13 protein-coding genes, 2 tRNA genes, 2 rRNA genes and 1 riboswitch (1 of these 18 running past the window's edge) are annotated in these 21450 nt (G+C 62.6%); of the genes, 6 read left to right on the top strand and 11 right to left on the bottom strand.

The window, feature by feature from the left end; genetic code table 11:
- The 4 genes from JQ572_RS01720 to JQ572_RS01705 all read right to left on the bottom strand — a co-directional run.
- Positions 1 to 850, bottom strand: a 23S ribosomal RNA gene (locus JQ572_RS01720) (it extends 2022 nt beyond the left edge of the window).
- A gap of 405 nt (positions 851 to 1255) precedes the next feature.
- Positions 1256 to 1331: transfer RNA gene (locus tag JQ572_RS01715), tRNA-Ala, on the bottom strand.
- Positions 1332 to 1445: 114 nt separating this feature from the next.
- A tRNA-Ile gene (locus JQ572_RS01710) sits at positions 1446 to 1522 on the bottom strand.
- A 187-nt stretch (positions 1523 to 1709) separates the two neighbouring features.
- Positions 1710 to 3198, bottom strand: a 16S ribosomal RNA gene (locus JQ572_RS01705).
- The 16S and 23S rRNA genes sit together here with 2 tRNA genes alongside, the layout of an rRNA operon.
- 993 nt (positions 3199 to 4191) lie before the next feature.
- On the opposite strand from JQ572_RS01705, the gene JQ572_RS01700 reads away from it, so the two are divergent.
- Positions 4192 to 6255, top strand: coding sequence for a M23 family metallopeptidase (locus tag JQ572_RS01700; RefSeq protein ID WP_211381255.1), 2064 nt, complete (start codon positions 4192 to 4194; stop codon positions 6253 to 6255).
- Between the two features lie 197 nt (positions 6256 to 6452).
- Here JQ572_RS01700 and JQ572_RS01695 read toward each other — a convergent pair whose 3' ends face one another.
- The 3 genes from JQ572_RS01695 to clpB all read right to left on the bottom strand — a co-directional run bounded on the left by JQ572_RS01695 (position 6453) and on the right by clpB (position 11845).
- Positions 6453 to 7829, bottom strand: a complete 1377-nt coding sequence (locus tag JQ572_RS01695) for a hypothetical protein (RefSeq protein WP_211381254.1) — start codon at positions 7827 to 7829, stop codon at positions 6453 to 6455.
- 25 nt (positions 7830 to 7854) lie between these two features.
- Positions 7855 to 8904, bottom strand: a complete 1050-nt coding sequence (locus tag JQ572_RS01690) for a hypothetical protein (RefSeq protein WP_211381253.1) — start codon at positions 8902 to 8904, stop codon at positions 7855 to 7857.
- Positions 8905 to 9193: 289 nt separating this feature from the next.
- Positions 9194 to 11845 carry an ATP-dependent chaperone ClpB gene (clpB, locus tag JQ572_RS01685; RefSeq protein WP_211381252.1) on the bottom strand — a complete coding sequence of 884 codons (2652 nt, stop codon included), beginning with the start codon at positions 11843 to 11845 and terminating at the stop codon, positions 9194 to 9196.
- Positions 11846 to 12102: 257 nt separating this feature from the next.
- Between clpB and JQ572_RS01680 the strand changes: the two genes are divergently transcribed.
- A complete protein-coding gene (locus JQ572_RS01680) occupies positions 12103 to 12891 on the top strand; it encodes an MOSC domain-containing protein (RefSeq protein ID WP_211382383.1) in 789 nt (262 codons plus the stop codon).
- Between the two features lie 154 nt (positions 12892 to 13045).
- Here JQ572_RS01680 and JQ572_RS01675 read toward each other — a convergent pair whose 3' ends face one another.
- Positions 13046 to 13822, bottom strand: a complete 777-nt coding sequence (locus tag JQ572_RS01675) for a TIGR02594 family protein (RefSeq protein WP_211381251.1) — start codon at positions 13820 to 13822, stop codon at positions 13046 to 13048.
- Positions 13823 to 14037: 215 nt separating this feature from the next.
- On the opposite strand from JQ572_RS01675, the gene JQ572_RS01670 reads away from it, so the two are divergent.
- Positions 14038 to 14901, top strand: a complete 864-nt coding sequence (locus tag JQ572_RS01670; RefSeq protein WP_211381250.1) for an alpha/beta fold hydrolase — start codon at positions 14038 to 14040, stop codon at positions 14899 to 14901.
- A gap of 18 nt (positions 14902 to 14919) precedes the next feature.
- Here the strand turns inward: JQ572_RS01670 and metW are convergent, their stop codons facing one another.
- Both metW and metX read right to left on the bottom strand, forming a co-directional pair.
- Positions 14920 to 15582, bottom strand: a complete 663-nt coding sequence (metW, locus tag JQ572_RS01665; protein WP_211381249.1) for a methionine biosynthesis protein MetW — start codon at positions 15580 to 15582, stop codon at positions 14920 to 14922.
- A gap of 2 nt (positions 15583 to 15584) precedes the next feature.
- Positions 15585 to 16787: a homoserine O-acetyltransferase MetX gene (metX, locus tag JQ572_RS01660; protein ID WP_211381248.1), complete on the bottom strand. Its 1203-nt coding sequence runs from the start codon at positions 16785 to 16787 to the stop codon at positions 15585 to 15587.
- 90 nt (positions 16788 to 16877) lie between these two features.
- Positions 16878 to 16957, bottom strand: a riboswitch (SAM riboswitch).
- A gap of 215 nt (positions 16958 to 17172) precedes the next feature.
- Between metX and JQ572_RS01655 the strand changes: the two genes are divergently transcribed.
- Genes JQ572_RS01655 through JQ572_RS01645 form a run of 3 tightly spaced genes read left to right on the top strand, consistent with a single transcriptional unit; the run spans position 17173 to position 20084 of the window.
- The gene (locus tag JQ572_RS01655; protein ID WP_211381247.1) at positions 17173 to 18021 is read left to right on the top strand and encodes a chorismate mutase; all 849 of its coding nucleotides are present in this window, start codon (positions 17173 to 17175) and stop codon (positions 18019 to 18021) included.
- A 36-nt stretch (positions 18022 to 18057) separates the two neighbouring features.
- A complete protein-coding gene (locus JQ572_RS01650) occupies positions 18058 to 19152 on the top strand; it encodes a pyridoxal phosphate-dependent aminotransferase (RefSeq protein ID WP_211381246.1) in 1095 nt (364 codons plus the stop codon).
- Positions 19149 to 20084, top strand: coding sequence for a prephenate/arogenate dehydrogenase family protein (locus tag JQ572_RS01645; RefSeq protein WP_211381245.1), 936 nt, complete (start codon positions 19149 to 19151; stop codon positions 20082 to 20084). Before JQ572_RS01650 ends, JQ572_RS01645 begins: the two co-directional genes overlap by 4 nt.
- Before the next feature lie 109 nt (positions 20085 to 20193).
- On the opposite strand, the gene JQ572_RS01640 is transcribed toward JQ572_RS01645, so the two are convergent.
- The gene (locus tag JQ572_RS01640) at positions 20194 to 21378 is read right to left on the bottom strand and encodes a DUF2125 domain-containing protein (RefSeq protein ID WP_211381244.1); all 1185 of its coding nucleotides are present in this window, start codon (positions 21376 to 21378) and stop codon (positions 20194 to 20196) included.
- Positions 21379 to 21450 lie beyond the last annotated feature (72 nt).

Below are 21450 nucleotides of genomic sequence, written 5' to 3'. Positions count from 1 at the left end.
ACACCCGTTCGGTCCTCCAGTGAGTGTTACCTCACCTTCAACCTGCTCATGGCTAGATCACTAGGTTTCGGGTCTAATACAACGAACTTGACGCCCTATTCAGACTCGCTTTCGCTACGCCTTCGCCTATCGGCTTAAGCTTGCTCGTTAAATTAAGTCGCTGGCCCATAATACAAAAGGTACGATGTCACCCAGAACGTATCTTGGGCTCCATCTGTTTGTAGGTGTCCGGTTTCAGGTCTATTTCACTCCCCTCGTCGGGGTGCTTTTCACCTTTCCCTCACGGTACTGGTTCACTATCGGTCGCTGAGGAGTACTTAGGCTTGGAGGGTGGTCCCCCCGCGTTCAGACAGGATTTCACGTGTCCCGCCTTACTCGTGGATACATCATCGCATTACTCGTACGGGGCTATCACCCTCTAAGGCCCAGCTTTCCTGACTGGTTCCGATTGTCTTTGATGTATCACTGGCCTGGTCCGCGTTCGCTCGCCACTACTAACGGAGTCTCTGTTGATGTCCTTTCCTCCAGGTACTTAGATGTTTCAGTTCCCTGGGTTTGCTTGAAACCTCCTATGTATTCAGAAGTCTCATACCTTCTCTTGATAACCGGAAATCCAAAACCTCTTCGATCGAAATCTAAAGGTCTGGCGTCTTCCATCTCTGGTTGAACTCCACACCACAGTCTTTCGACTGAGGTCTTGGAGTTCCGGCTATCGAAGGTGGGTTTCCCCATTCGGAAATCCATGGATCAAAGCTTCTTCGCAGCTCCCCACGGCTTATCGCAGCGTAGCACGTCCTTCATCGCCTCTCAGCGCCAAGGCATCCACCGAACACCCTTAAGGCACTTGATTGCTCTCATTATCAATGTCCACACACTCGGCAGAATGTTGTCTGTACGATTGCCTTACGGCGCGCGCCCTCGATGAACGCTACGTACAGCCGGACAATGATTAGAAAGACCAGCTTGCTTCGTAAGATCGTTCCGATAGCGAGGCGGTCAAGCTTCGCTAAAAGGATCATTTACAACTCGCATGTCCCTCAAATGCAGCCTTGTGAGCTGCCTTGAAAGACGCACGAGCGCCGAAATGACCCGGAGATAATGAAGTATCGCGTAGCAATTGCTTGCTGCACGATCCAACTCGGATCGATCTCCTCTTTACGATGTCAGAAATCACGCACGTCACTGTCCATCCGGACTAGTGGGTGCGAAGTGATGTTTCGCGGACGACGGTTGAGTTGTCGGTGATCAAACCATCTGGTGGAGCCAGACGGGATCGAACCGACGACCTCATGCTTGCAAAGCACGCGCTCTCCCAGCTGAGCTATGGCCCCGTAACCAGAAGACGAAGCGCCTCTTAAAAGTCCGGCGTCGCCATGCAGGCTATGCCGGACACACTCCGCTTCATGTCTTGCGTGGCGGTGCCACGCGAAGCCATCGGCGAAGCGTGGTGGGCCTGGGAAGACTTGAACTTCCGACCTCACGCTTATCAAGCGCGCGCTCTAACCAACTGAGCTACAAGCCCCTAACGCATATCCAGTCAAGGACCAGGGATCTGCAAGGTTGCAGCCCCAGCGCGTGTTCGTCCGCGAAGAAAGAGAAACGTAGACGGCGAAATCCCGCCAATGCAGCTCAACGATCCTGACGACCGTTGGCCACTGATGTTTCTAAAACGGTTCGATAGAAGCAAGCTTCTGAAGAACCATCCTTAGAAAGGAGGTGATCCAGCCGCAGGTTCCCCTACGGCTACCTTGTTACGACTTCACCCCAGTCGCTGACCCTACCGTGGCCGGCTGCCTCCCTTGCGGGTTAGCGCACCGTCTTCAGGTAAAACCAACTCCCATGGTGTGACGGGCGGTGTGTACAAGGCCCGGGAACGTATTCACCGTGGCGTGCTGATCCACGATTACTAGCGATTCCAACTTCATGGGCTCGAGTTGCAGAGCCCAATCCGAACTGAGACGGCTTTTTGAGATTTGCGAAGGGTCGCCCCTTAGCATCCCATTGTCACCGCCATTGTAGCACGTGTGTAGCCCAGCCCGTAAGGGCCATGAGGACTTGACGTCATCCCCACCTTCCTCGCGGCTTATCACCGGCAGTCTCCTTAGAGTGCTCAACTAAATGGTAGCAACTAAGGACGGGGGTTGCGCTCGTTGCGGGACTTAACCCAACATCTCACGACACGAGCTGACGACAGCCATGCAGCACCTGTGCTCCAGGCTCCGAAGAGAAGGTCACATCTCTGCGACCGGTCCTGGACATGTCAAGGGCTGGTAAGGTTCTGCGCGTTGCGTCGAATTAAACCACATGCTCCACCGCTTGTGCGGGCCCCCGTCAATTCCTTTGAGTTTTAATCTTGCGACCGTACTCCCCAGGCGGAATGCTTAAAGCGTTAGCTGCGCCACTAGTGAGTAAACCCACTAACGGCTGGCATTCATCGTTTACGGCGTGGACTACCAGGGTATCTAATCCTGTTTGCTCCCCACGCTTTCGTGCCTCAGCGTCAGTATCGGGCCAGTGAGCCGCCTTCGCCACTGGTGTTCTTGCGAATATCTACGAATTTCACCTCTACACTCGCAGTTCCACTCACCTCTCCCGAACTCAAGATCTTCAGTATCAAAGGCAGTTCTGGAGTTGAGCTCCAGGATTTCACCCCTGACTTAAAGACCCGCCTACGCACCCTTTACGCCCAGTGATTCCGAGCAACGCTAGCCCCCTTCGTATTACCGCGGCTGCTGGCACGAAGTTAGCCGGGGCTTATTCTTGCGGTACCGTCATTATCTTCCCGCACAAAAGAGCTTTACAACCCTAGGGCCTTCATCACTCACGCGGCATGGCTGGATCAGGGTTGCCCCCATTGTCCAATATTCCCCACTGCTGCCTCCCGTAGGAGTTTGGGCCGTGTCTCAGTCCCAATGTGGCTGATCATCCTCTCAGACCAGCTACTGATCGTCGCCTTGGTGAGCCATTACCTCACCAACTAGCTAATCAGACGCGGGCCAATCTTTCGGCGATAAATCTTTCCCCGTAAGGGCTTATCCGGTATTAGCACAAGTTTCCCTGTGTTGTTCCGAACCAAAAGGTATGTTCCCACGCGTTACTCACCCGTCTGCCGCTGACGTATTGCTACGCCCGCTCGACTTGCATGTGTTAAGCCTGCCGCCAGCGTTCGCTCTGAGCCAGGATCAAACTCTCAAGTTGGACTTGAACTTTGAACCGGCTGATCACAACGTTTGACGAGGTCCCACCATTTTTCATCGACCGAAGTCGACGAGCTGCCCGCGATTCACATCGCTGGCAACGATGGTGTAACCTTAAAACGTGTACCGCCGAAGTCTTTCGTCCCCTCTCAGAACTCAAAAGCCGAAGCTCTCAAGTATTCCGAGAGGCGCAAGGACTCCGCCGTCCACGTTTCTCTTTCTTCATCTTCACTTGTCAAACAGCCCGGGACCAGGAGGCCCCAACCTTCCCTAGAGGAAGGGTTCCGACACCCTTACCGACGATGGATGAACTCCAATCGACTTACGTCGACTGTTGTGTCACTCAACAAGGTGAGGAGCATCAGTGGCGCGTTCGCTCGCCTTGGTCAGTGACCCGGCGGCGCCGCGCTCAGTGGTCGGGTTATAGGCCCCACCCATCGGGATTGTCAACGCCCATTGTCAACAAATCGTCGCACGGTGGATCGTTGATAAAATTCATGCGATTCCAGCTGGTTAGGAGGGGCCTGGGCGCGCGATCCGGGCCGGCGCGGTGAAAAAATCCAAAAAAAGTTTGGCCTCCATGGGGACTCCGGAGGGGCTCCGGCGGCGGCTTGCAGCCCCCTCCCGAGGGGAGCCCTCGCGCCCGGCCGTTCAGGAAACTTTTTCCATATTAGGCGCCGTACTTGAGCCACAATCCCGCGGCGTTCTGGTAGAGACGAAGCTTGAATCGCAGGGATGCCAGTGGGGGCTGCCTGCGGTTTGCGTGGGGTCCGAGGAAGGCGATCATACGATGAAGCGGCCTTCTTCAGACATTCGAGAGACATCGAGAGATCTTTTTCCGCTTAGCTGTTCGTAATTTCGGCCGGCCTGTCATCAGGGCCTTCGGACCGCGGACGCCTGTGCGGCTTTCCTCTTTCCAGCGATGCCCCCGAAGAGGGCAGCCTGGGGAGGGGTTCGAAACCGGGCTCTTGGGTCGTTGATTGGGGGACTTGGGTTGAACCACAGGACGTCACGCGGCGCTTACGGGCGTGAGACCGGGATCATCGATCTCGGCCACGAGCCGCCGCTGTCCGTCGACGGTTCTGAAGCTGCCGTCATCGATCGCCGCCGCGTCTCCGTGCAATGGTTCAGCGGGACAATCCTGACCGGACTTTGCGGCGCAGCCCTGATCGGCGGCGCCGTTTTCGCATCACTCGACGGCGAGATGACCTTCGCCAAGGTGCCCGAGCGCGTCGAAGGCGCGCTGCGCGGCGCATTCGGCGCAGCCGACCGCGCCGCCACCCTGCACAAGAGCGACCGCCTGCCGCCGCCGAGCGAATCCACGGCCTCGCGCAACATCGTGCGCGTCTCCACCGTCGCGCGCGTCGGCAATCGCGACGTGATGCGGGTGCGTCCCTTCGTCCGGATCGCCGGCAATCTGTCGATGACGACAAGCGATCTGTCGGCCAAGATCCCGCCGTTCAACGCCCAGCGCATGCTCACCGACGTCGGCTCCGATCCGAAGACCGCATCCGACGATCCCAACAATCCGGAAGCGGTCGAACCCGACGCCGAGGTCTCCTTCGTCACCAAGGACCTGTCGTCGGTGCTGCCGAAGGCCAAGATTTCCGCGGTGGTGGCGCTCGACGACATCCTGATGCGGGTGCGCGACGCCGCCAACTGGCGCGGCAATGGCGGGGTGCGCTACGCCTCGCTTGCCAATGCCGCGGCCGACATCTCCGGCACGACCGGCCCGTCCGACATGAGAAGCGCCTACGCCAGCGAAGCGTCGCCGTCCGATCCCTATGCCGGCTTCGAGACGCGCGTGGTGCCGGAAAACGTCACGCTGCTGCCGAAGACCAAGGAGCAGATCACCGGCGGCAATCCCAACGGCGAACGCGTCCACGTGGTCAAGAAGGGCGACAGCGTCGCCGGCGTGCTGCGCGATCTCGGCGCCACGGCTGACGAGATCAAGGCGATCGCCGCGACGCTCGGGCCGCGCGGCCGCGACGGCGGCCTCAAGGAAGGCGAGAAGCTGCGCATCCTGATGGCGCCCTCAAGCCCCGGCGCAAGGCTGCAGCCCTACCGCGTCGTCATCGCCAACGAGACCATGGTCGAGGCGATCGCGGCGCTGTCCGATCTCGGCAAATACGTCGCGGTCGACGTCTCCAGCATGAACACCGTCGCCGACGCTGCGGCCAACGCCAACAGCGACGACGATGACGACGATGACGGCACCGGCGTGCGGCTCTACCAGAGCATCTACGAGACCGCGATGCGCAACAAGGTGCCGATGCCGGTCATCGACGACATGATCAAGATCTACTCCTACGACGTCGACTTCCAGCGCAAGGTGGCGCCGGGCGACTCGTTCGACGTGTTCTACGCCGGCGAGGACGAGGGCGTGACCGCAAGCGAGAAGAACGAGGTGCTGTTCGCCTCGCTGACGGTCGGCGGCGAGACCAAGAAATACTACCGCTACCAGAGCCCCGACGACGGCGTCGTCGACTACTATGACGAGACCGGCAAGAGCGCGAAGAAGTTCCTGGTCAGGAAGCCCGTCAACAACGCCATCATGCGCTCCGGCTTCGGCGGCCGCCGCCATCCGATCCTGGGCTATGTGAAGATGCACACCGGCGTCGACTGGGCCACCGCCTACGGCACGCCGATCTTCTCCGCCGGCAATGGCGTGATCGAAAAGGCCCAGCTCGAGGGCGGTTACGGCAAATATATCCGCATCAAGCACAACAACGGCTACGAGACCGCCTACGGCCACATGTCGGCCTTCGCCAAGGGCATGGAGCCGGGCAAGAAGGTACGGCAGGGCCAGGTGATCGGCTTCGTCGGTTCGACCGGCCAGTCGACCGGACCGCACGTCCATTACGAAATCCTGGTCAACGGCCGCTTCGTCGACCCGATGCGCGTAAAGCTGCCGCGCGGCCGTTCGCTGGAAGGCCCGATGCTGGCCGGCTTCGAGAAGGAGCGCGACCGGCTCGACGGCATGATGAGCGGCCGCGGCGGCGCCATCGCCCGGATGTCGGACGCAACTGGCGGCCCGTTGCAAGTGACGAACCGGTAAACTCCGGAGGGGCGGTCGGCTCTCTCGAGCCGACCTCGCTGCACCCACGAGAAGCATCGCAGGCGCGCGTCGATCGCTTTCGTCAAGCCAGCAAAGTGAAGCCGGCGACGCTCCTGGAGCACGACGTCATCAGGCCCGCCAGCCGATCCGATGACGGGCACCGTCGCGAACGACACCAACAACGGTGTGATCCAGTGTCAAACGAAAGCCGTGGGCTTCAGCGAGAAGAACAGCACTTGCAATCCATTTGCCTCGTAGTGCTGTTGAAACGATCCAATGCTGAAGTTCTGCGCGAACGCGGCGTGACCCGAGCTGTTCGAAAATATCTGAGTGGCATCGACACTGCCACTCGTCTCGCCGACGATGCCGGTATGTCCATGGTTTACGCCGACAGTGGGAGCGATGATCACATCCCCTGCCCGAGCGTCTTTTTTTGACTTCAGCCGGGTATGGCCAGCTTTCAGGGCTTCGAACAACCCATCGGTGCCCAGCCCGTTGTCACCATGTCCTTCGGTGGAAATGGGCTTGCCGAGAGCAATACGTGCAACCTCATTCACGGCCCAGGCACAAGCCAGATTGCCGTTCTGCGTGCCCGGCACATTGCGCGTGCTGTGGCCGACGAACGCTCGCGCCGCCGCGAACATTTTAGCCCGTGCTTCGCTGCTGGTCGCAGGCGCCGTACCCGGAGGCCCCGAGATGATCGATGGATCCTTGCGAACGGCCTTGTTCAGTTCGCCCGCCACGGCATCCGGGATATCAGGTCCCGCTTGGACCGGAAGAACGACGGTATCGTTGAGGATCGCTTGGGCAACCGCTCCGCCAACGCTCCGCAACAGGCTTTGACCGCCATCGTCCGAACCGACAAGGTTGATCACCCAATAGAGCGTATCTCCATAGGCGGTCACAACGGCCAGGCTTTGAGCCATGTTCGCGGGCAGGATTGCAGCACTGACGGCTCTGATGTCGATTGCAAGCGCCGGCGGTGTCTCGGGCGCCGCTATTTGTGCTCCCTCCGGCATCGGAATTCGCAGCGTGCAGTTGTCATCCGTGTCCAGGTGGAGCGCGTGCGCCAGGCCGGGCGAAAGATCAGCAATGCGGCCTGTTGCAACGTTGGGTCCCCAATCCGCCGGACTTGCCGTGACCGACTTCCCGTTTGCGGACACCGTGACCGTGGCCCCGCGCAGGAAGTCTTGCGGAGTAACGGAATAATCCCAACGGCATGCAAGATAGTTGAAGCCCGGGTTGAGGCGTCGCGCGAGTCCGGTCGTGCCCTGCGGTTGCGCGTCGAGGAAAAGCCCGGCAGGTGCCGTGCCAGCGTTCGCGGCATCGTAAATTGCCAGCCCCTCGTTCGCGCCAACCCCCATATCCTGCGGGCCACCGAAGATCGACATCTTGCCGCTTATGATGACGCTCGTTTGCGGACCGGGATCAATGAAGGTGGCTTCAACCGAAAACTTGCCTTTGGAATCATTGATAGCCGTAACGATATTGGCACCGTCTTGTGCAAAACTCTTGACGATTGCCTTGAGGCTCTCTTCCGGAACCTCATTCATAACCTGTATTTCTAAACTCATTTCATTGCCCTCGACGAAACGTGGCCTACAATTTCCCGGCCGCCTTGAGCTGTCCCACGACATTCTGCCGTTGAGTGGCCAATTCCTTGCTTTGCAGGAAGCGCGTGAGATCGCGCGGCGTACGCAACGGTTGACCGGTCGCCGGGTCGGTGATTTGCGCCAACAACGGCGCAAGCTGGTTCACTCGATCGGCATCACGTTCGCCAGTTCCATTGGGATCGAGGAACTTCATGAGAATAACGGTCGGGTTATCGGGCCCGAAGGTCGAGGAAATTCGGGTCGCTTTCGGGACAGTCGCGCTCGGCGCTGTCATGTTGCTAACGACAACACCCCTCTTCGCCGCCGCCGGGGCGTCGCTGTGAACGAGCGTCGTCGTGATGTTGATGGTTGCCTCGATAGTGGTGGGCATGCACAGGCGGAGATAATTACGCAGCAAATAGATCGCCGTCGGCTGATCCGGCACCGCCCAGTCTTGAATCTTCTTCCGATATTCTCCCTGGGAATCATAGACCACTTGCTGGATCGTCGACTGGTTCACCGCAATGAGCAGGCGCGAATTCCAATTCGCATAGGTTGCGCTCGCAAGCCCGAACGCCGCCGTCACAATATTGAGTGCGTCCGGATTCGATCCTGTCACGGTCATGATCGTATGGACCGCGGTGTTGACCGCCGATATTTCCGCCAAAATCGGCTCGCGGTCGCGGCGTTTCGCGTCGATCCACAACAGGAAGCCGTCGCACCGTTGATCGATGTCGTTCATGCCGGCTTGCACGAAACCTCTCCAGTCGCCTCCGCAATTCTGGCCGGCCTGACTGCAGATGAACTGAATATATTCGTTCAGGAGTTGCGCCTGCCTCGCTGCGTCGGGCGAATACAGATCGGCACCAGCACCCTCGGTGATGTAGCGCCGTTCCGTGACCGGATCGCAGGCCGACACGGTCAACGCCGTGAAGACGCACGCCACAAGTCGCAGCAACACGGTTCGCAATGGGAAACGCACATTCGATCTATCGCCGACGCGTGACCGGCCAGCCGCGCAGAACCTCGACGCCAACACTTCACTGACGCTACGCATCGACGCAATCCCATTAAATAATTATTGGGGATTGTGGCGAGTCTTGAGCAGATTGTTCAAGTGAATTTATGCACGCTCTCAGAGAAAGCGCAGGGCGTGTTCTATTTATAACACACCGCCCTTGCGTGCGCCGGAGCGACACAGCCCTCGGTTGTGCCATTGGCCCTGCATACGGTGCGAAAAATCTACCGCGTTGTCACGCGAGGCAGATTGCTCGCATTGCGTGTACAAAAAAACCTCCCCGCATCGCGGGGAGGTTTGGACAGCTTCAGTTCGTCGTTTCGCGAAATCAGTTCAGCTTGCGCTTCGTCACCGGCGCCTCGAACTGGGCGATCTCCGCAGTCTGCGGCGCCTTGCCGTTGAAGGTCAGCACGTTGCCTTCGGAGGAGATTGCAACGCTGTCGCCATCCCTGACGTCGCCAGCCAGGATCATCTCGGCCAGCGGGTCCTGGAGGTGGCGCTGGATCACCCGCTTGAGCGGCCGGGCGCCGTAGGCGGGATCCCAGCCCTTGGCGGCGAGCCAGTCGCGGGCCGCGGTGTCGAGCGTCAGCACGATCTTGCGATCGGTCAAAAGCTTCTGCAGCCGCGCGAACTGGATCTCGACGATCCGGCCCATCTCGTTCCTCTGCAAGCGGTGGAACAGGATGATCTCGTCGACGCGGTTGAGGAACTCGGGGCGGAAATGCCCCCGCACCATTCCCATCACCTGCTCGCGCACGGCCGAGGTGTCTTCGCCCTCCGGCTGATTCACCAGAAACTCCGAACCGAGGTTCGAGGTCATGATGATCAGCGTGTTGCGGAAATCGACGGTGCGGCCCTGGCCATCGGTCAGGCGGCCGTCGTCGAGCACCTGCAACAGGACGTTGAAGACGTCGGGATGCGCCTTCTCGATCTCGTCGAACAGCACGACCTGGTAGGGCCGTCGCCGCACCGCCTCGGTGAGCGCGCCGCCCTCGTCATAGCCGACATAGCCGGGAGGCGCGCCGATCAGCCGCGAGACCGAGTGCTTCTCCATGTATTCGGACATGTCGAGGCGGACCATCGCGGTCTCGTCGTTGAAGAGATACTCGGCGAGAGCCTTCGTCAGCTCGGTCTTGCCGACGCCGGTGGGGCCCAGGAACATGAACGAGCCGGTCGGCCGGTTCGGGTCCTGCAGGCCGGCACGCGAGCGGCGCACGGCGGTTGCGACCGCACGCACGGCCTCGGCCTGACCGACGACGCGGGTGCCGAGCTGCTCCTCCATCTTCAGGAGCTTCTCCTTCTCACCCTCCAGCATCTTGTCGACCGGCACGCCGGTCCAGCGCGAGACCACCTGCGCGATGTGGTTGGCGGTAACAGCCTCCTCCATCATCTCGCCGGAGTTTTGCGTGGTATTTTCCTTGGCCTCGAGGTCCGCGAGCTGCTTCTCGAGCTGCGGGATCCGGCCATAGGCCAGCTCGCCCGCCTTCTGGAATTCGCCGCGCCGCTGCGCGTCGGCGAGATCGACGCGCAGGGCGTCGAGCTCGGACTTCAGCTTCTGGGCGTCGGAGAGCTTGTTCTTCTCCGCGCTCCAGCGCGCGGTGATCGCCGCGGACTTCTCCTCGAGCTCGGCGAGCTCCTTCTGGAGCGTTTCGAGACGGGACCTGGAGCCGAGATCGCTTTCCTTCTTGAGCGCCTCCTGCTCGATCTTGAGCCGGATGATCTCGCGATCGAGCGAATCCAGCTCTTCCGGCTTGGAATCGACCTGCATCTTCAGCCGCGCCGCCGCCTCGTCCATCAGGTCGATCGCCTTGTCGGGCAGGAAGCGGTCCGTGATGTAGCGGTTGGACAGGGTCGTGGCGGCAACGAGCGCGGAATCGGTGATCCGCACGCCATGGTGCTGCTCGTACTTGTCCTTCAGGCCGCGCAGGATCGAGATGGTGTCCTCGACCGTGGGCTCGCTGACGAAGATCGGCTGGAAGCGCCGCGCCAGCGCCGCATCCTTCTCGACATGCTTGCGGTATTCGTCGAGCGTGGTCGCGCCGATACAATGCAGCTCGCCGCGGGCGAGCGCCGGCTTGAGCAGATTGGAGGCGTCCATCGCACCGTCGCCCTTGCCGGCGCCGATCAGCGTGTGCATCTCGTCGATGAACAGGATGAAATTGCCCTCGCTGGCGGTCACTTCCTGGAGCACGGCCTTCAGCCGCTCCTCGAACTCACCGCGATATTTTGCGCCCGCAATCAGCGAGCCGAGGTCAAGCGAGAGCAGCTTCTTGTCCTTCAGGCTCTCCGGCACGTCGCCATTGACGATGCGCAGCGCGAGGCCCTCGGCGATGGCGGTCTTGCCGACACCGGGCTCGCCGATCAGGACGGGATTGTTCTTGGTCCGCCGCGACAGCACCTGGATGGTGCGGCGGATCTCCTCGTCGCGGCCGATGACCGGATCGAGCTTGCCGTCGCGCGCAGCCTGGGTCAGGTCGCGGGCATACTTTTTCAACGCGTCATAGGCGTTCTCGGCGGTCGCGCTGTCCGCGGTGCGGCCCTTGCGCAGCGCCTCGATGGCGGCATTGAGGTTTTGCGGGGTGACGCCGCCCTTGGCCAGAATCGCGCCGGCCTCGCTGGTCTTCTCCAGCGCGAGCCCGAGCAGCAGCCGCTCGACGGTGACAAAGCTGTCGCCGGCCTTCTCGCCGGCCTTTTCGGCGGCGTCGAAGGTACGAGCGAGCTCGGGCGCCAGATAGATCTGCCCGGCACCGCCGCCGGAGACCTTCGGCACCTTGCTCAGGGCGTCCTCGGTCGCCTTGAGAATTGCGCGGGAATTGCCGCCGGCGCGGTCGATCAGACCGGCAGCGAGCCCCTCATTGTCGTCCAGCAGCACCTTCAGCACGTGCAGGGTCGAAAATTGCTGGTGCCCCTCGCGCACAGCAAGCGACTGCGCGGACTGGATGAAGCCCCTGGAGCGTTCGGTATATTTGTCGATATTCATGGTCTTTTCTTTCCCTCGGCCTGCCCCTGGAGCCCTCTAAGGCACTCCAAACGGCATCTTCACTGGGTTTCCGCTGGCCGCGTTGACGTTCCTCAACCGGCAACGGTCGTTATCAGCCGGCGCTGGCGCCGGCCTGACCCTGATGTGGGAAGCGTGCCCTCGGATCGGAAGAGGCGAGTTCACAATTTCGTGCGCGAATCCGCGTGCTTGGCGGGGCGCCGCCGAATCCCTTAAGTAGCGGCATGACACCTGACGCAATGACGGCCCGCCAGACCGCCGAAATCACCGGCCTTTACCGCTACCCGATCAAAGGCCTGACGCCGGAGCCCCTGTCCCGCGTCTCCCTGCGAGCCGGCCAGACCCTGCCCGCCGACCGCCGCTACGCCATCGAAAACGGTCCCAGCGGCTTCGATCCCGAACAGCCGCAGTGGAAGCCGAAGATCCAGTTCCTGATGCTGGCGCGCAACGAGCGGCTGGCTTCACTCGACAGCCGGTTCGAGGACGCGACCAACCGCCTGACCATCCGCAAGGACGGCCAGATCGTCGCCAGCGGCGATCTCGAGACCGCCGCCGGGCGCGCCGCCATCGAGGGTTATTTCAGCGAGAACTTCCAGCCGGAGTTGAAGGGCCCGCCCAAGGTCCTGTCGGGCCGTGACCACAGCTTTTCCGACGTGGCCCGCAAGGTCGTCTCCATCATCAATCTCGGCAGCGTCCGCGCGCTCGAGACCATGCTCGGCGGGACCGCAGTGCACCCGCTGCGCTTCCGCGCCAATCTCTACGTGAAGGGCTGGCCGGCCTGGTCAGAGCTCGACCTGGTCGGCCAGACCCTCGCGATCGGTCAGGCCCGGTTGCGAGTGGTCAAGCGCATCGTCCGTTGCCCGGCCACCAATGTCGATCCGGAGACCGCAAAGCGCGACCTCGAAATCCCGCCGACACTCTCGCGCAATCTCGGCCACATGGACTGCGGCATCTATGCCGAGGTGATCGCCGACGGCGAGATCGGCGTGGGGGATGCGGTCGCGGTGGAACAGCCAAAGCTGGTGTGAACGAGCGACGCTGGCTCCACGCATTCCGTCATTGCGAGGAGCGAAGCGGCGAAGCAATCCAGACTATTTCCGCGGAGGGATTCTGGATTGCTTCCGCCTTCGCCAAAGGCTTCGGCGGACAAGTCGCTTCGCTCGCAATGACGAGGCAGCACCGTCAATTCGGCATCACATACGCATAGATCCGGCCGCGCGAGACCGGGGCCTCGCGGACGCGGTTGCCGTTGTTGCCGGAGATCATGATCGGATTGCCCTGCGCGTCGATGCCGGTGATGATGCCGACATGACCGCCCCGACCGCCGCGCGACATCACTGCGATGGCGCCGACCTGCGGGCCGGAGACGCGCGTGCCGTAATGCGCGAACGAGTTCGCCATGTCGGAGCCGGTGCCATGGTGGCCGGTTTTCTCAAGCACCATGTTCATGAAGCGCGCGCACCACAGGCTGCCGCGCCCGGTCGGATTGCCGCCGACGTAGCGGCGTGCCTCAGACACGAGGCCCGATCCGCCACCGAAGCTGCCGCTGCTCATGGCGTTGCTGGCCATCCCAGTGCTATCTCTCCTGGCTATCACACCGCCATCGCTCTTGGCCATTCGACGGCTGGCGCGCGTCGTCATTCCAACGCTGCCGCTGATGGTCATTCCACCGCTGCCGCCCATGATCATGCCGCCGCTATTGGCGGTCGGGTCATAGCTGGCAAAGCTGTTGCCGAATCCGCCGGCCTGCAACTGCGCGGCGCTGCGCTCGAAGCGCGAGCTGCGCGCAGTGTGCCGATAATGATGGTATCTGCTGACGTGATGCGCGTGAGCATGCCGCTCTGCGCTATGACGGTGAGGCCGTGCCGAGGCCGGAGACGAGAACGCGGCGGCCGCCGCGAAGAAGAGAGCCAGCGCGACAAGGCAGCGCGACAGGCGAGACGCAAACAACTCGAACATACTTCATCCTTCGTTGACACCCCACTTCCCAGTCGGCCCGTGCGGCGGCCGACATCCGTCTGGCCGTTAAGCCGCCGGATGTGGCGAGAAAAAGACGCCGCGACGGCGAATGGCTGCGATGATTTTGTGCCGATGCTCGTTCGATGCTGCCGCATTGCGGACAACAACATTAACTGCGATCTTCAGGATGCGGCTTGAAGAGAGGGAAACAGTTAATGCCCCACGCCACGACCAGGGACGACGTCCGTATCTATTTCGAGGAAACGGGTCAGGGAACGCCGATTATTTTTCTGCACGAGTTCGCGGCCGACTACACCAATTGGGAGCCGCAAATGCGTTACTTCTCGCGCGGCCACCGTTGCATCACCCATTCCGCGCGCGGCTACACGCCGTCGGACGTGCCTGATGGCGATGTCTACAGCTACAAGCATTTCTACACCGACGCGCTCGCGGTGCTCGACCATCTCGGAATCGAGCGCGCGCATCTCGTCGGTCTCTCGATGGGCGCATACTCATCGCTCCAGATCGGATTGAACGCGCCGCAGCGCGCGCTGTCGATGACGCTGGCCGGAATCGGCTCCGGCTCGGAGATCGAGAACCTCGACGCCTGGCGCAGGCAGTGCCGCGCCAATGCCGAGCAGTTCGAGACGCTCGGCTCCATCGAAGTCGCAAAGGTCACACGCGAGGCGCCGAGCCGGATTCCCTTCCTGGTGAAGGATCCGCGCGGCCACGCCGAATTCTACGCCGCGCTGGCGCGCCACGACGCCAAGGGATCGGCGCGGACAATGCGCGGCTTCCAGGGCGGCCGCCCCTCGATCTACACCATGACGGAAGCGATCAGAGGCGCCGCGACACCGGCGCTGATCATCTGCGGCGACGAGGACGATCAGTGCATTGGGCCGAGCCTGTTCCTGAAGAAGCACCTGCCCGCGGCGGGGCTGGCGATGCTCCCGAAGTCGGGCCACGTGCTCAACCTGGAAGAGCCCGCGCTGTTCAACGAGAGCGTGGAGCGATTCGTGGCGCTGGTGGAAGCGGGACGATGGCCGGTCCGCGATCCACGGTCGCTTGCGGCGCATTAGCGCGAAGGCGTCACCTGACTATTTTCCTTGCCCGCGCGTGAGCAAAAACACGCCCTGCTCGCCGAACAGATTCCACACCCACCATGGCAGCCGCAGCCGCAGCGGACGGCCGTAGAGATCGAGCGCTTCGGCGCGCTCCATCTTGACACCGATGGCGTCGCAGAGCTCGATGAAATCCTTGATGGTGCAGAAATGGATGTTGGCGGTGTCGTACCAGCTGGCCGGCAGGTTCTCGGTGCGCGGCATGTGGCCGCCGATCAGGAGCTGAAGCCGCATCTTCCAGAAGCCGAAATTCGGGAACGTGACGATTGCGCGGCGGCCGATGCGCAAGAGGTTCTCCAGCACGACCTTGGGCTGCCGCGTCGCCTGCAGCGTCTGCGACAGGATCACGTAGTCGAAGGCGTCGTCGGGATAGTTGACGAGGTCGGTATCGGCGTCGCCCTGCACCACCGCGAGGCCCTTGGCGACGCAGCGGTTGACGCCCTCGCGCGACAGCTCGATACCGCGGCCGTCGATGCCGCGGGTCTCCAGCAGCTGGAGCAGATCGCCCTCGCCGCAGCCGACGTCGAGCACTTTCGAGCCCGGCTTGACCATCTCGGCGACCAGCACATGATCGGCGCGAAAATCACCGGGCTGCCCGGTCGCAACGCCGCCCAGCGGCAGCACCTCCTGTACGGACATCGCTAGCCGTCCTTGTCCTTGAGCCCGCGCGCCTTGCCCGCCGATTGCAGGAAGGCGCGGGAGATGTCGAAGAATTCGGGCACGTCGAGCAGGAAGGCGTCGTGGCCGCGATCGGTCTCGATCTCGGCGAACGAGACCCGCGCGCTCGACGCATTCAGCGCGTGCACCAGCGCGCGCGATTCCGAGGTCGGGAACAGCCAGTCGCTGGTGAAGGAGACGACGCAGAAGCGGGTCTGGATGCCGGCGAACGCTTTTGCCAGCACGCCGCCATGGTCGGCGGCGATGTCGAAATAGTCCATCGCGCGGGTCAGGTAGAGATAGCTGTTGGCGTCGAAGCGCTCGACGAAGGACGAGCCCTGGTAGCGCAGATAGGATTCGACCTGGAAGTCGGCGTCGAACGAGAAGGTCGGCAACTCGCGGTCCTGCATGCGCCGTCCGAATTTGCGATGCAGCGCCGCGTCAGAGAGATAGGTGATGTGCGCGGCCATCCGCGCCACGGCGAGCCCGCGGTGCGGGTGGATGCCGTGATCGGCATAGCCGCCACTGTGCCAGTCGGGGTCGGCCATCACGGCCTGACGGCCAAGCTCGTGGAACGCGATGTTCTGCGCCGAGTGCCGCGTCGAGCAGGCGATCGCCAGCGCGGAGAACACGCGACCCGGATAGGCCGCGGTCCATTGCAGCACCTGCATGCCGCCCATCGAGCCGCCGACGACCGCGAACAGCGTGTCGATGCCGAGCCGGTCGATCAGCATCGCCTGCGCGCGCACCATGTCGGGGATGGTGATGACGGGGAAATCGAGGCCCCAAACCTTGCCGGTCGCCGGATTGATCGAAGCCGGACCGGTAGAGCCCATGCAGCCGCCGATCACGTTGGAGCAGATGATGAAGTAGTGTTGAGGATCAAGTGGTCGGCCCGGACCGACCAGGGTCTCCCACCAGCCGGGTTTGGCAGTGACCGGATGGACGTTGGCGACATGCTGGTCGCCGGTCAGCGCATGGCAGATCAGAACAGCGTTGGAGCGATCGGCGTTGAGCACGCCATAGGTCTGGTAGGCGATCTGGAACGGGCTGAGATCGACACCGCAATCGAGCCGCAGCGGCTGCTCGATACCGAACTGCGCGACCTGCGAGCTCGGATGATCGACCTCGTGCGACCGCTCGTCGGCAGTGATCGCGGGACTCGGAATTGACTGGACGCCAACCATCTGACCATCGACCTCGTTTGCGATCGTAGTGGCGACCGCATTGACATCAGGCCATGAAAAACCCGGCCTGAACGATAGGTTCGGCCGGGATCGAAAGGGTCCCCGGCCTGTTTAGCGAGTTTTTTAACGTGGCTGCAAGCCGGCCGGCTCAAATGACCACGGAACATGCAAAAGTTACCGTCCCGGGCGGTTTTCGTCAAGTCGCGGCCCGGATCGACCAAATTCGCCTCCGAAGCGACAGCCGAAAAGGCGCCAATTTCTCTTGCATTTCTCTTTGCTTTCGCCGTTCCGACTGCCTAATCAGGACATCGACCGCAGCGGTAACGGCTCGACCGATCCGCACTGGAAAGCCTCTCAACAACCCTCGCAACAGCCCTTGTCAGACATGTCCCAACGTCCGCCCGCGCCACCATCATTGCAGGAACTGCGCAAGGAGATCGACGCGATCGACGAGAGCATGCATCGCCTCTTGATGCAGCGCGGCGACATCATCGACCGCCTGATCCAGGTGAAGCAGACCCAGGAGGTCGGGTCGGCGTTCCGCCCGGCGCGCGAGGCCGCCATGATGCGCGACCTCGTCCAGCGTCATCGCGGCATCCTGCCGCTCGACACGGTCGAAAGCATCTGGCGCGTGATCATCTCGACGTTCACCTATGTGCAGGCGCCGTTCTCAGTGCATGCCGACATCTCGGTGAGCGAGCCGGCGATGCGCGATTCGGCGCGATTCCATTTTGGTTTTACGGTGCCTTACGTCGCGCATTTCAGCGCGCAGGCGGCGGTCGAGGCTGTGGCGAAATCCAAGGGCGACCTGGCGCTGGTCTCGGCGACATCGAGCCGCACGCCGTGGTGGCTGTCGCTTGAACAAGCCGGTGCGCCCAAAATCATCGCGCGCTTGCCCTTCGTCGAGCGCGCCGACCATCCGGCGGCGTTGCCGGTGTTCGCGGTCTCGCGCGTCGCCGACAGCGCCCTGGTGACGGAGGTCGAGACCTTCAGCGTGCGCGTCTCCGGGTGGAATGCCGAGGTCGCGCGTGCCCTGTCGCCGCTCGCCGAGATCGTGGCGGTGCCTGATACCGCCTTCGACGGCGCGGCGTTGCTGGTCTCGGTCACCGCGGCCAGCAGCCTCGACAAAATCAAGGCTGCCCTGATCGAAGCGGGGGCCTCGGTGCGCTCCACGGCCCTCGTCGGCAGCCACGCAACGCGCTATACGGTGCCCCCGACCGGGTCGAAATCGTAAATCGCGAACCGCTTAAAGCTACTTCCGGAGTTGAAGATGTCCCGCCCCGTGCCGAATCCCGGCATTCTCGATATTGCGCCCTACACGCCCGGCAAGAGCCCGGTGGCGGAGCCGGGCCGCAAGGTGTTCAAGCTCTCGGCCAACGAGACGCCGTTCGGGCCCTCGCCGAAGGCGATCGAGGCGTTCAAGCACGTGGCCGACCACCTGGAGGATTATCCGGAAGGAACCTCGCGCGTGCTCCGCGAAGCGATCGGCCGTTCTTTCGGGCTCGATCCCAACCGCATCATCTGCGGCGCCGGCTCGGACGAGATCCTCAACCTGCTCGCCCACACCTATCTCGGCCACGGCGACGAGGCGATCTCCACCACCCACGGCTTCCTGGTCTACCCGATCGCGACCATGGCGGTCGGCGCCAGGAACGTCGTTGCCGCGGAGAAGAACCTCACCTGCGACGTCGATGCCATCCTCAAGGCGGTGACGCCGCGCACGAAACTGGTCTGGCTCGCCAACCCCAACAATCCGACCGGCACCTATGTGCCGTTCGACGAGGTCAAGCGCCTGCGCGCCGGCCTGCCCTCGCACGTGCTGCTGGTGCTGGACGCCGCCTATTCGGATTACGTCTCGCGCAACGATTACGAGATGGGGATCGAGCTCGTCGCCACCACCGAGAACACGGTGGTGACGCACACCTTCTCCAAGATCCACGGCCTCGCCGCGCTGCGCGTCGGCTGGATGTTCGGGCCCGAACACGTCATCGACGCCGTCAACCGCATCCGCGGCCCCTTCAACGTGTCGACGCCGGCAATGTACGCCGCCGTTGCCGCGATCGAGGACACCGCGCACCAGGCGATGTCGAAGCAGTTCACCGAGACCTGGCGCAACTGGCTGACCGAGGAGATCGGCAAGCTCGGGCTCAAGGTGACGCCGGGCGTCGCCAATTTCGTGCTGATCCACTTCGCGGAAAAGGGCAAGACCTCGGACGAGGCCGACGCCTACCTGACCAGGCGCGGCCTCGTGCTGCGCGGCCTGAAGAACTACGGCCTGCCGCATTCGCTGCGCATGACCATCGGCACCGAGGAGGCCAACCGCCTCGTCGTCGAGGCGTTGCGCGACTTCATGGCCGGCAAATGAGCGCGACGCCGCACTTCCAGCGCGTCGCGCTGATCGGTTTCGGCCTGATCGGCGGCTCGATCGCGCGCGCTGCGAAGCTCCAGGGCCTGGCTGGAGAGATCGTCACCACCGCGCGCTCGGAGACAACGCGCGCGCGGGTGATGGAGCTCGGCATCGTCGATCAGGTCATGTCGACCAATGCGGAAGCCGTGAAGGACGCCGATCTCGTCATCCTCTGCATTCCCGTCGGCGCCTGCGGGCCGGTGGCTCAGGAGATTGCGCCGCATCTGAAACCCGGCGCGATCGTCTCCGACGTCGGCTCGGTGAAGGGCGCCATCGTCCGGGACATGGCGCCGCACCTGCCGAACACCATCCATTTCGTGCCGGCGCATCCGGTGGCAGGCACCGAGCATTCCGGCCCCGATTCCGGCTTCGCCGAGCTCTTCATCAACCGCTGGTGCATCCTGACGCCGCCTGAAGGCGTCGATGCGGCGGCCACCGATCGCCTGCGCGCGTTCTGGGCGGCGATGGGCGCCAAGGTCGAGATCATGACGCCCGATCATCATGATCTCGTGCTCGCGATCACCAGCCATCTGCCGCATCTGATCGCCTACACCATCGTCGGTACCGCCGACGAATTGCAGCAGGTGACGGAGTCCGAGGTCATCAAATTCTCGGCCGGCGGCTTTCGCGATTTCACCCGCATCGCGGCGTCCGATCCGACGATGTGGCGCGACGTGTTCCTTGCCAACAAGGACGCCGTGCTGGAGATGCTGGGCACCTTCACCGAGGATCTGGCAAAGCTCACCCGCGCGATCCGCCGCGGCGACGGCGAGGCGCTGTTCGACCATTTCACCCGCACCCGTGCCATCCGCCGCGGCATCGTCGAGATCGGCCAGGATTCGGCCGCGCCCGACTTCGGCCGGCCGCATGCAGCGCTGAAGAAGCCGTAGCCTCCTCTTTCTTCCGTCATTGCAAGCGGCGCAGCGACGAAGCACGCCAGACTGTCTCCGAGGAGAAAGTCTGGATTGCTTCGCTTTCGCTCACAATGACGGGAGACAATCAATACAGCGGCGGGATCTGGCCGACCTTGACCGGGCCGAGCAGCACGGCGCCGTCGACGAATTTCAGCGGGAAGCTGCGGGCCTTCTTGCCTTCCAGCGTGCTCTCGGTGCCGATCGAATTGATGCCCGCGGCGACGCCGGCATTGGCGTTCTGCTTGATCACCTTGCCGAGGCCGGGAACGGCGCGGTCAAGCGCGCCGAACAGATTATTGAGATCCTGCGACTTCACACCGGGCGCGAGGCGGTCGAGGGTTGCCTGCGGCACGCCCTCTTCCAGCACCTTCTCGATGCCGAGCGCCGGGATCACGCGCTCGAGGCCCGTGACCGTCATCTGCAGTTCGCCGTCTAGACGGCCATTGGCCGAGAGCCCGAGCGTGCCGGCGGCGACCGCGATCATCTCGCCCTGCTGGATCCGCGACTGCACGATCTCGATGTGACCGCCGGCGGCCTGGATCTCGCGGAAACGCTGCGGCCACGGCTTTGGCGTGAGGTCCGAGAGGCCGGTGATCTTCGCGCGCGTATCCGCCTGGAACGGCTCGGCCAGCAGCGGATGAACGCCCTGGATGCTGCCCTGCGCGATCTGGAGCACGGTTTCGATCACGGGATGATCGGCCGACGATCCATCCGCGAGACGCCCGTGCAATTCGATCTGCTTGGCGCGCGCGAGCGGCACCTGCACGCTGCCGTCGAGACGGTTGACGGTGGGATCCTCGAACACGATCGAGGCGCGCTCCGGCACCGCCGGAAGCCCGATCACGCTGCTGCGACCCTTGCTCCAGTTCACCACGAAGGTGTTTTGCGTAACGCCGTCGGTGAGCGTCGCCGGCGCGGAGAATTCGGCGATGACGCGCTTGGGATCGTAGACCTGCGCAACGACCAGGATGTTGTCGAGCTTGGCCGTGAACGGCGTCTTGCTGGCGTTCTGCGACACCAGGGCGACGCTGGCGCCGGAACACTGGACTTCGAAACGGAACGGGAATCCAGCGATCGCGCGCTTGGCACAATCATAGATGCGGCCGGATTTGGCCTCCTGCGCGCGCCAGGCATCAGCCGCCACTTCGGCCTGCGAGGCGGCATAGAACCAGAAGCAGCTCCACGCGACGGCGAGGATCAGGAGGATAATCGGTGCGATGAAAAGGCCCCAACGGGAGCGCCGGCCTGCGGCAACGGTCATATCGGACATGCGGCGACCCTTTGGCCCCAGATGATGGCAAATGTAAGCGAGGTTCGGCTGCGACGAAAGGCGGAGAATTCG

Origin of the sequence: Bradyrhizobium sp. SZCCT0153, from assembly GCF_018129995.1 — a bacterium.
Taxonomy (GTDB): domain Bacteria; phylum Pseudomonadota; class Alphaproteobacteria; order Rhizobiales; family Xanthobacteraceae; genus Bradyrhizobium; species Bradyrhizobium japonicum_G.
Note: the sequence above shows the minus strand (reverse complement) of the source record. Positions and strands in the feature narration are given on the sequence as shown.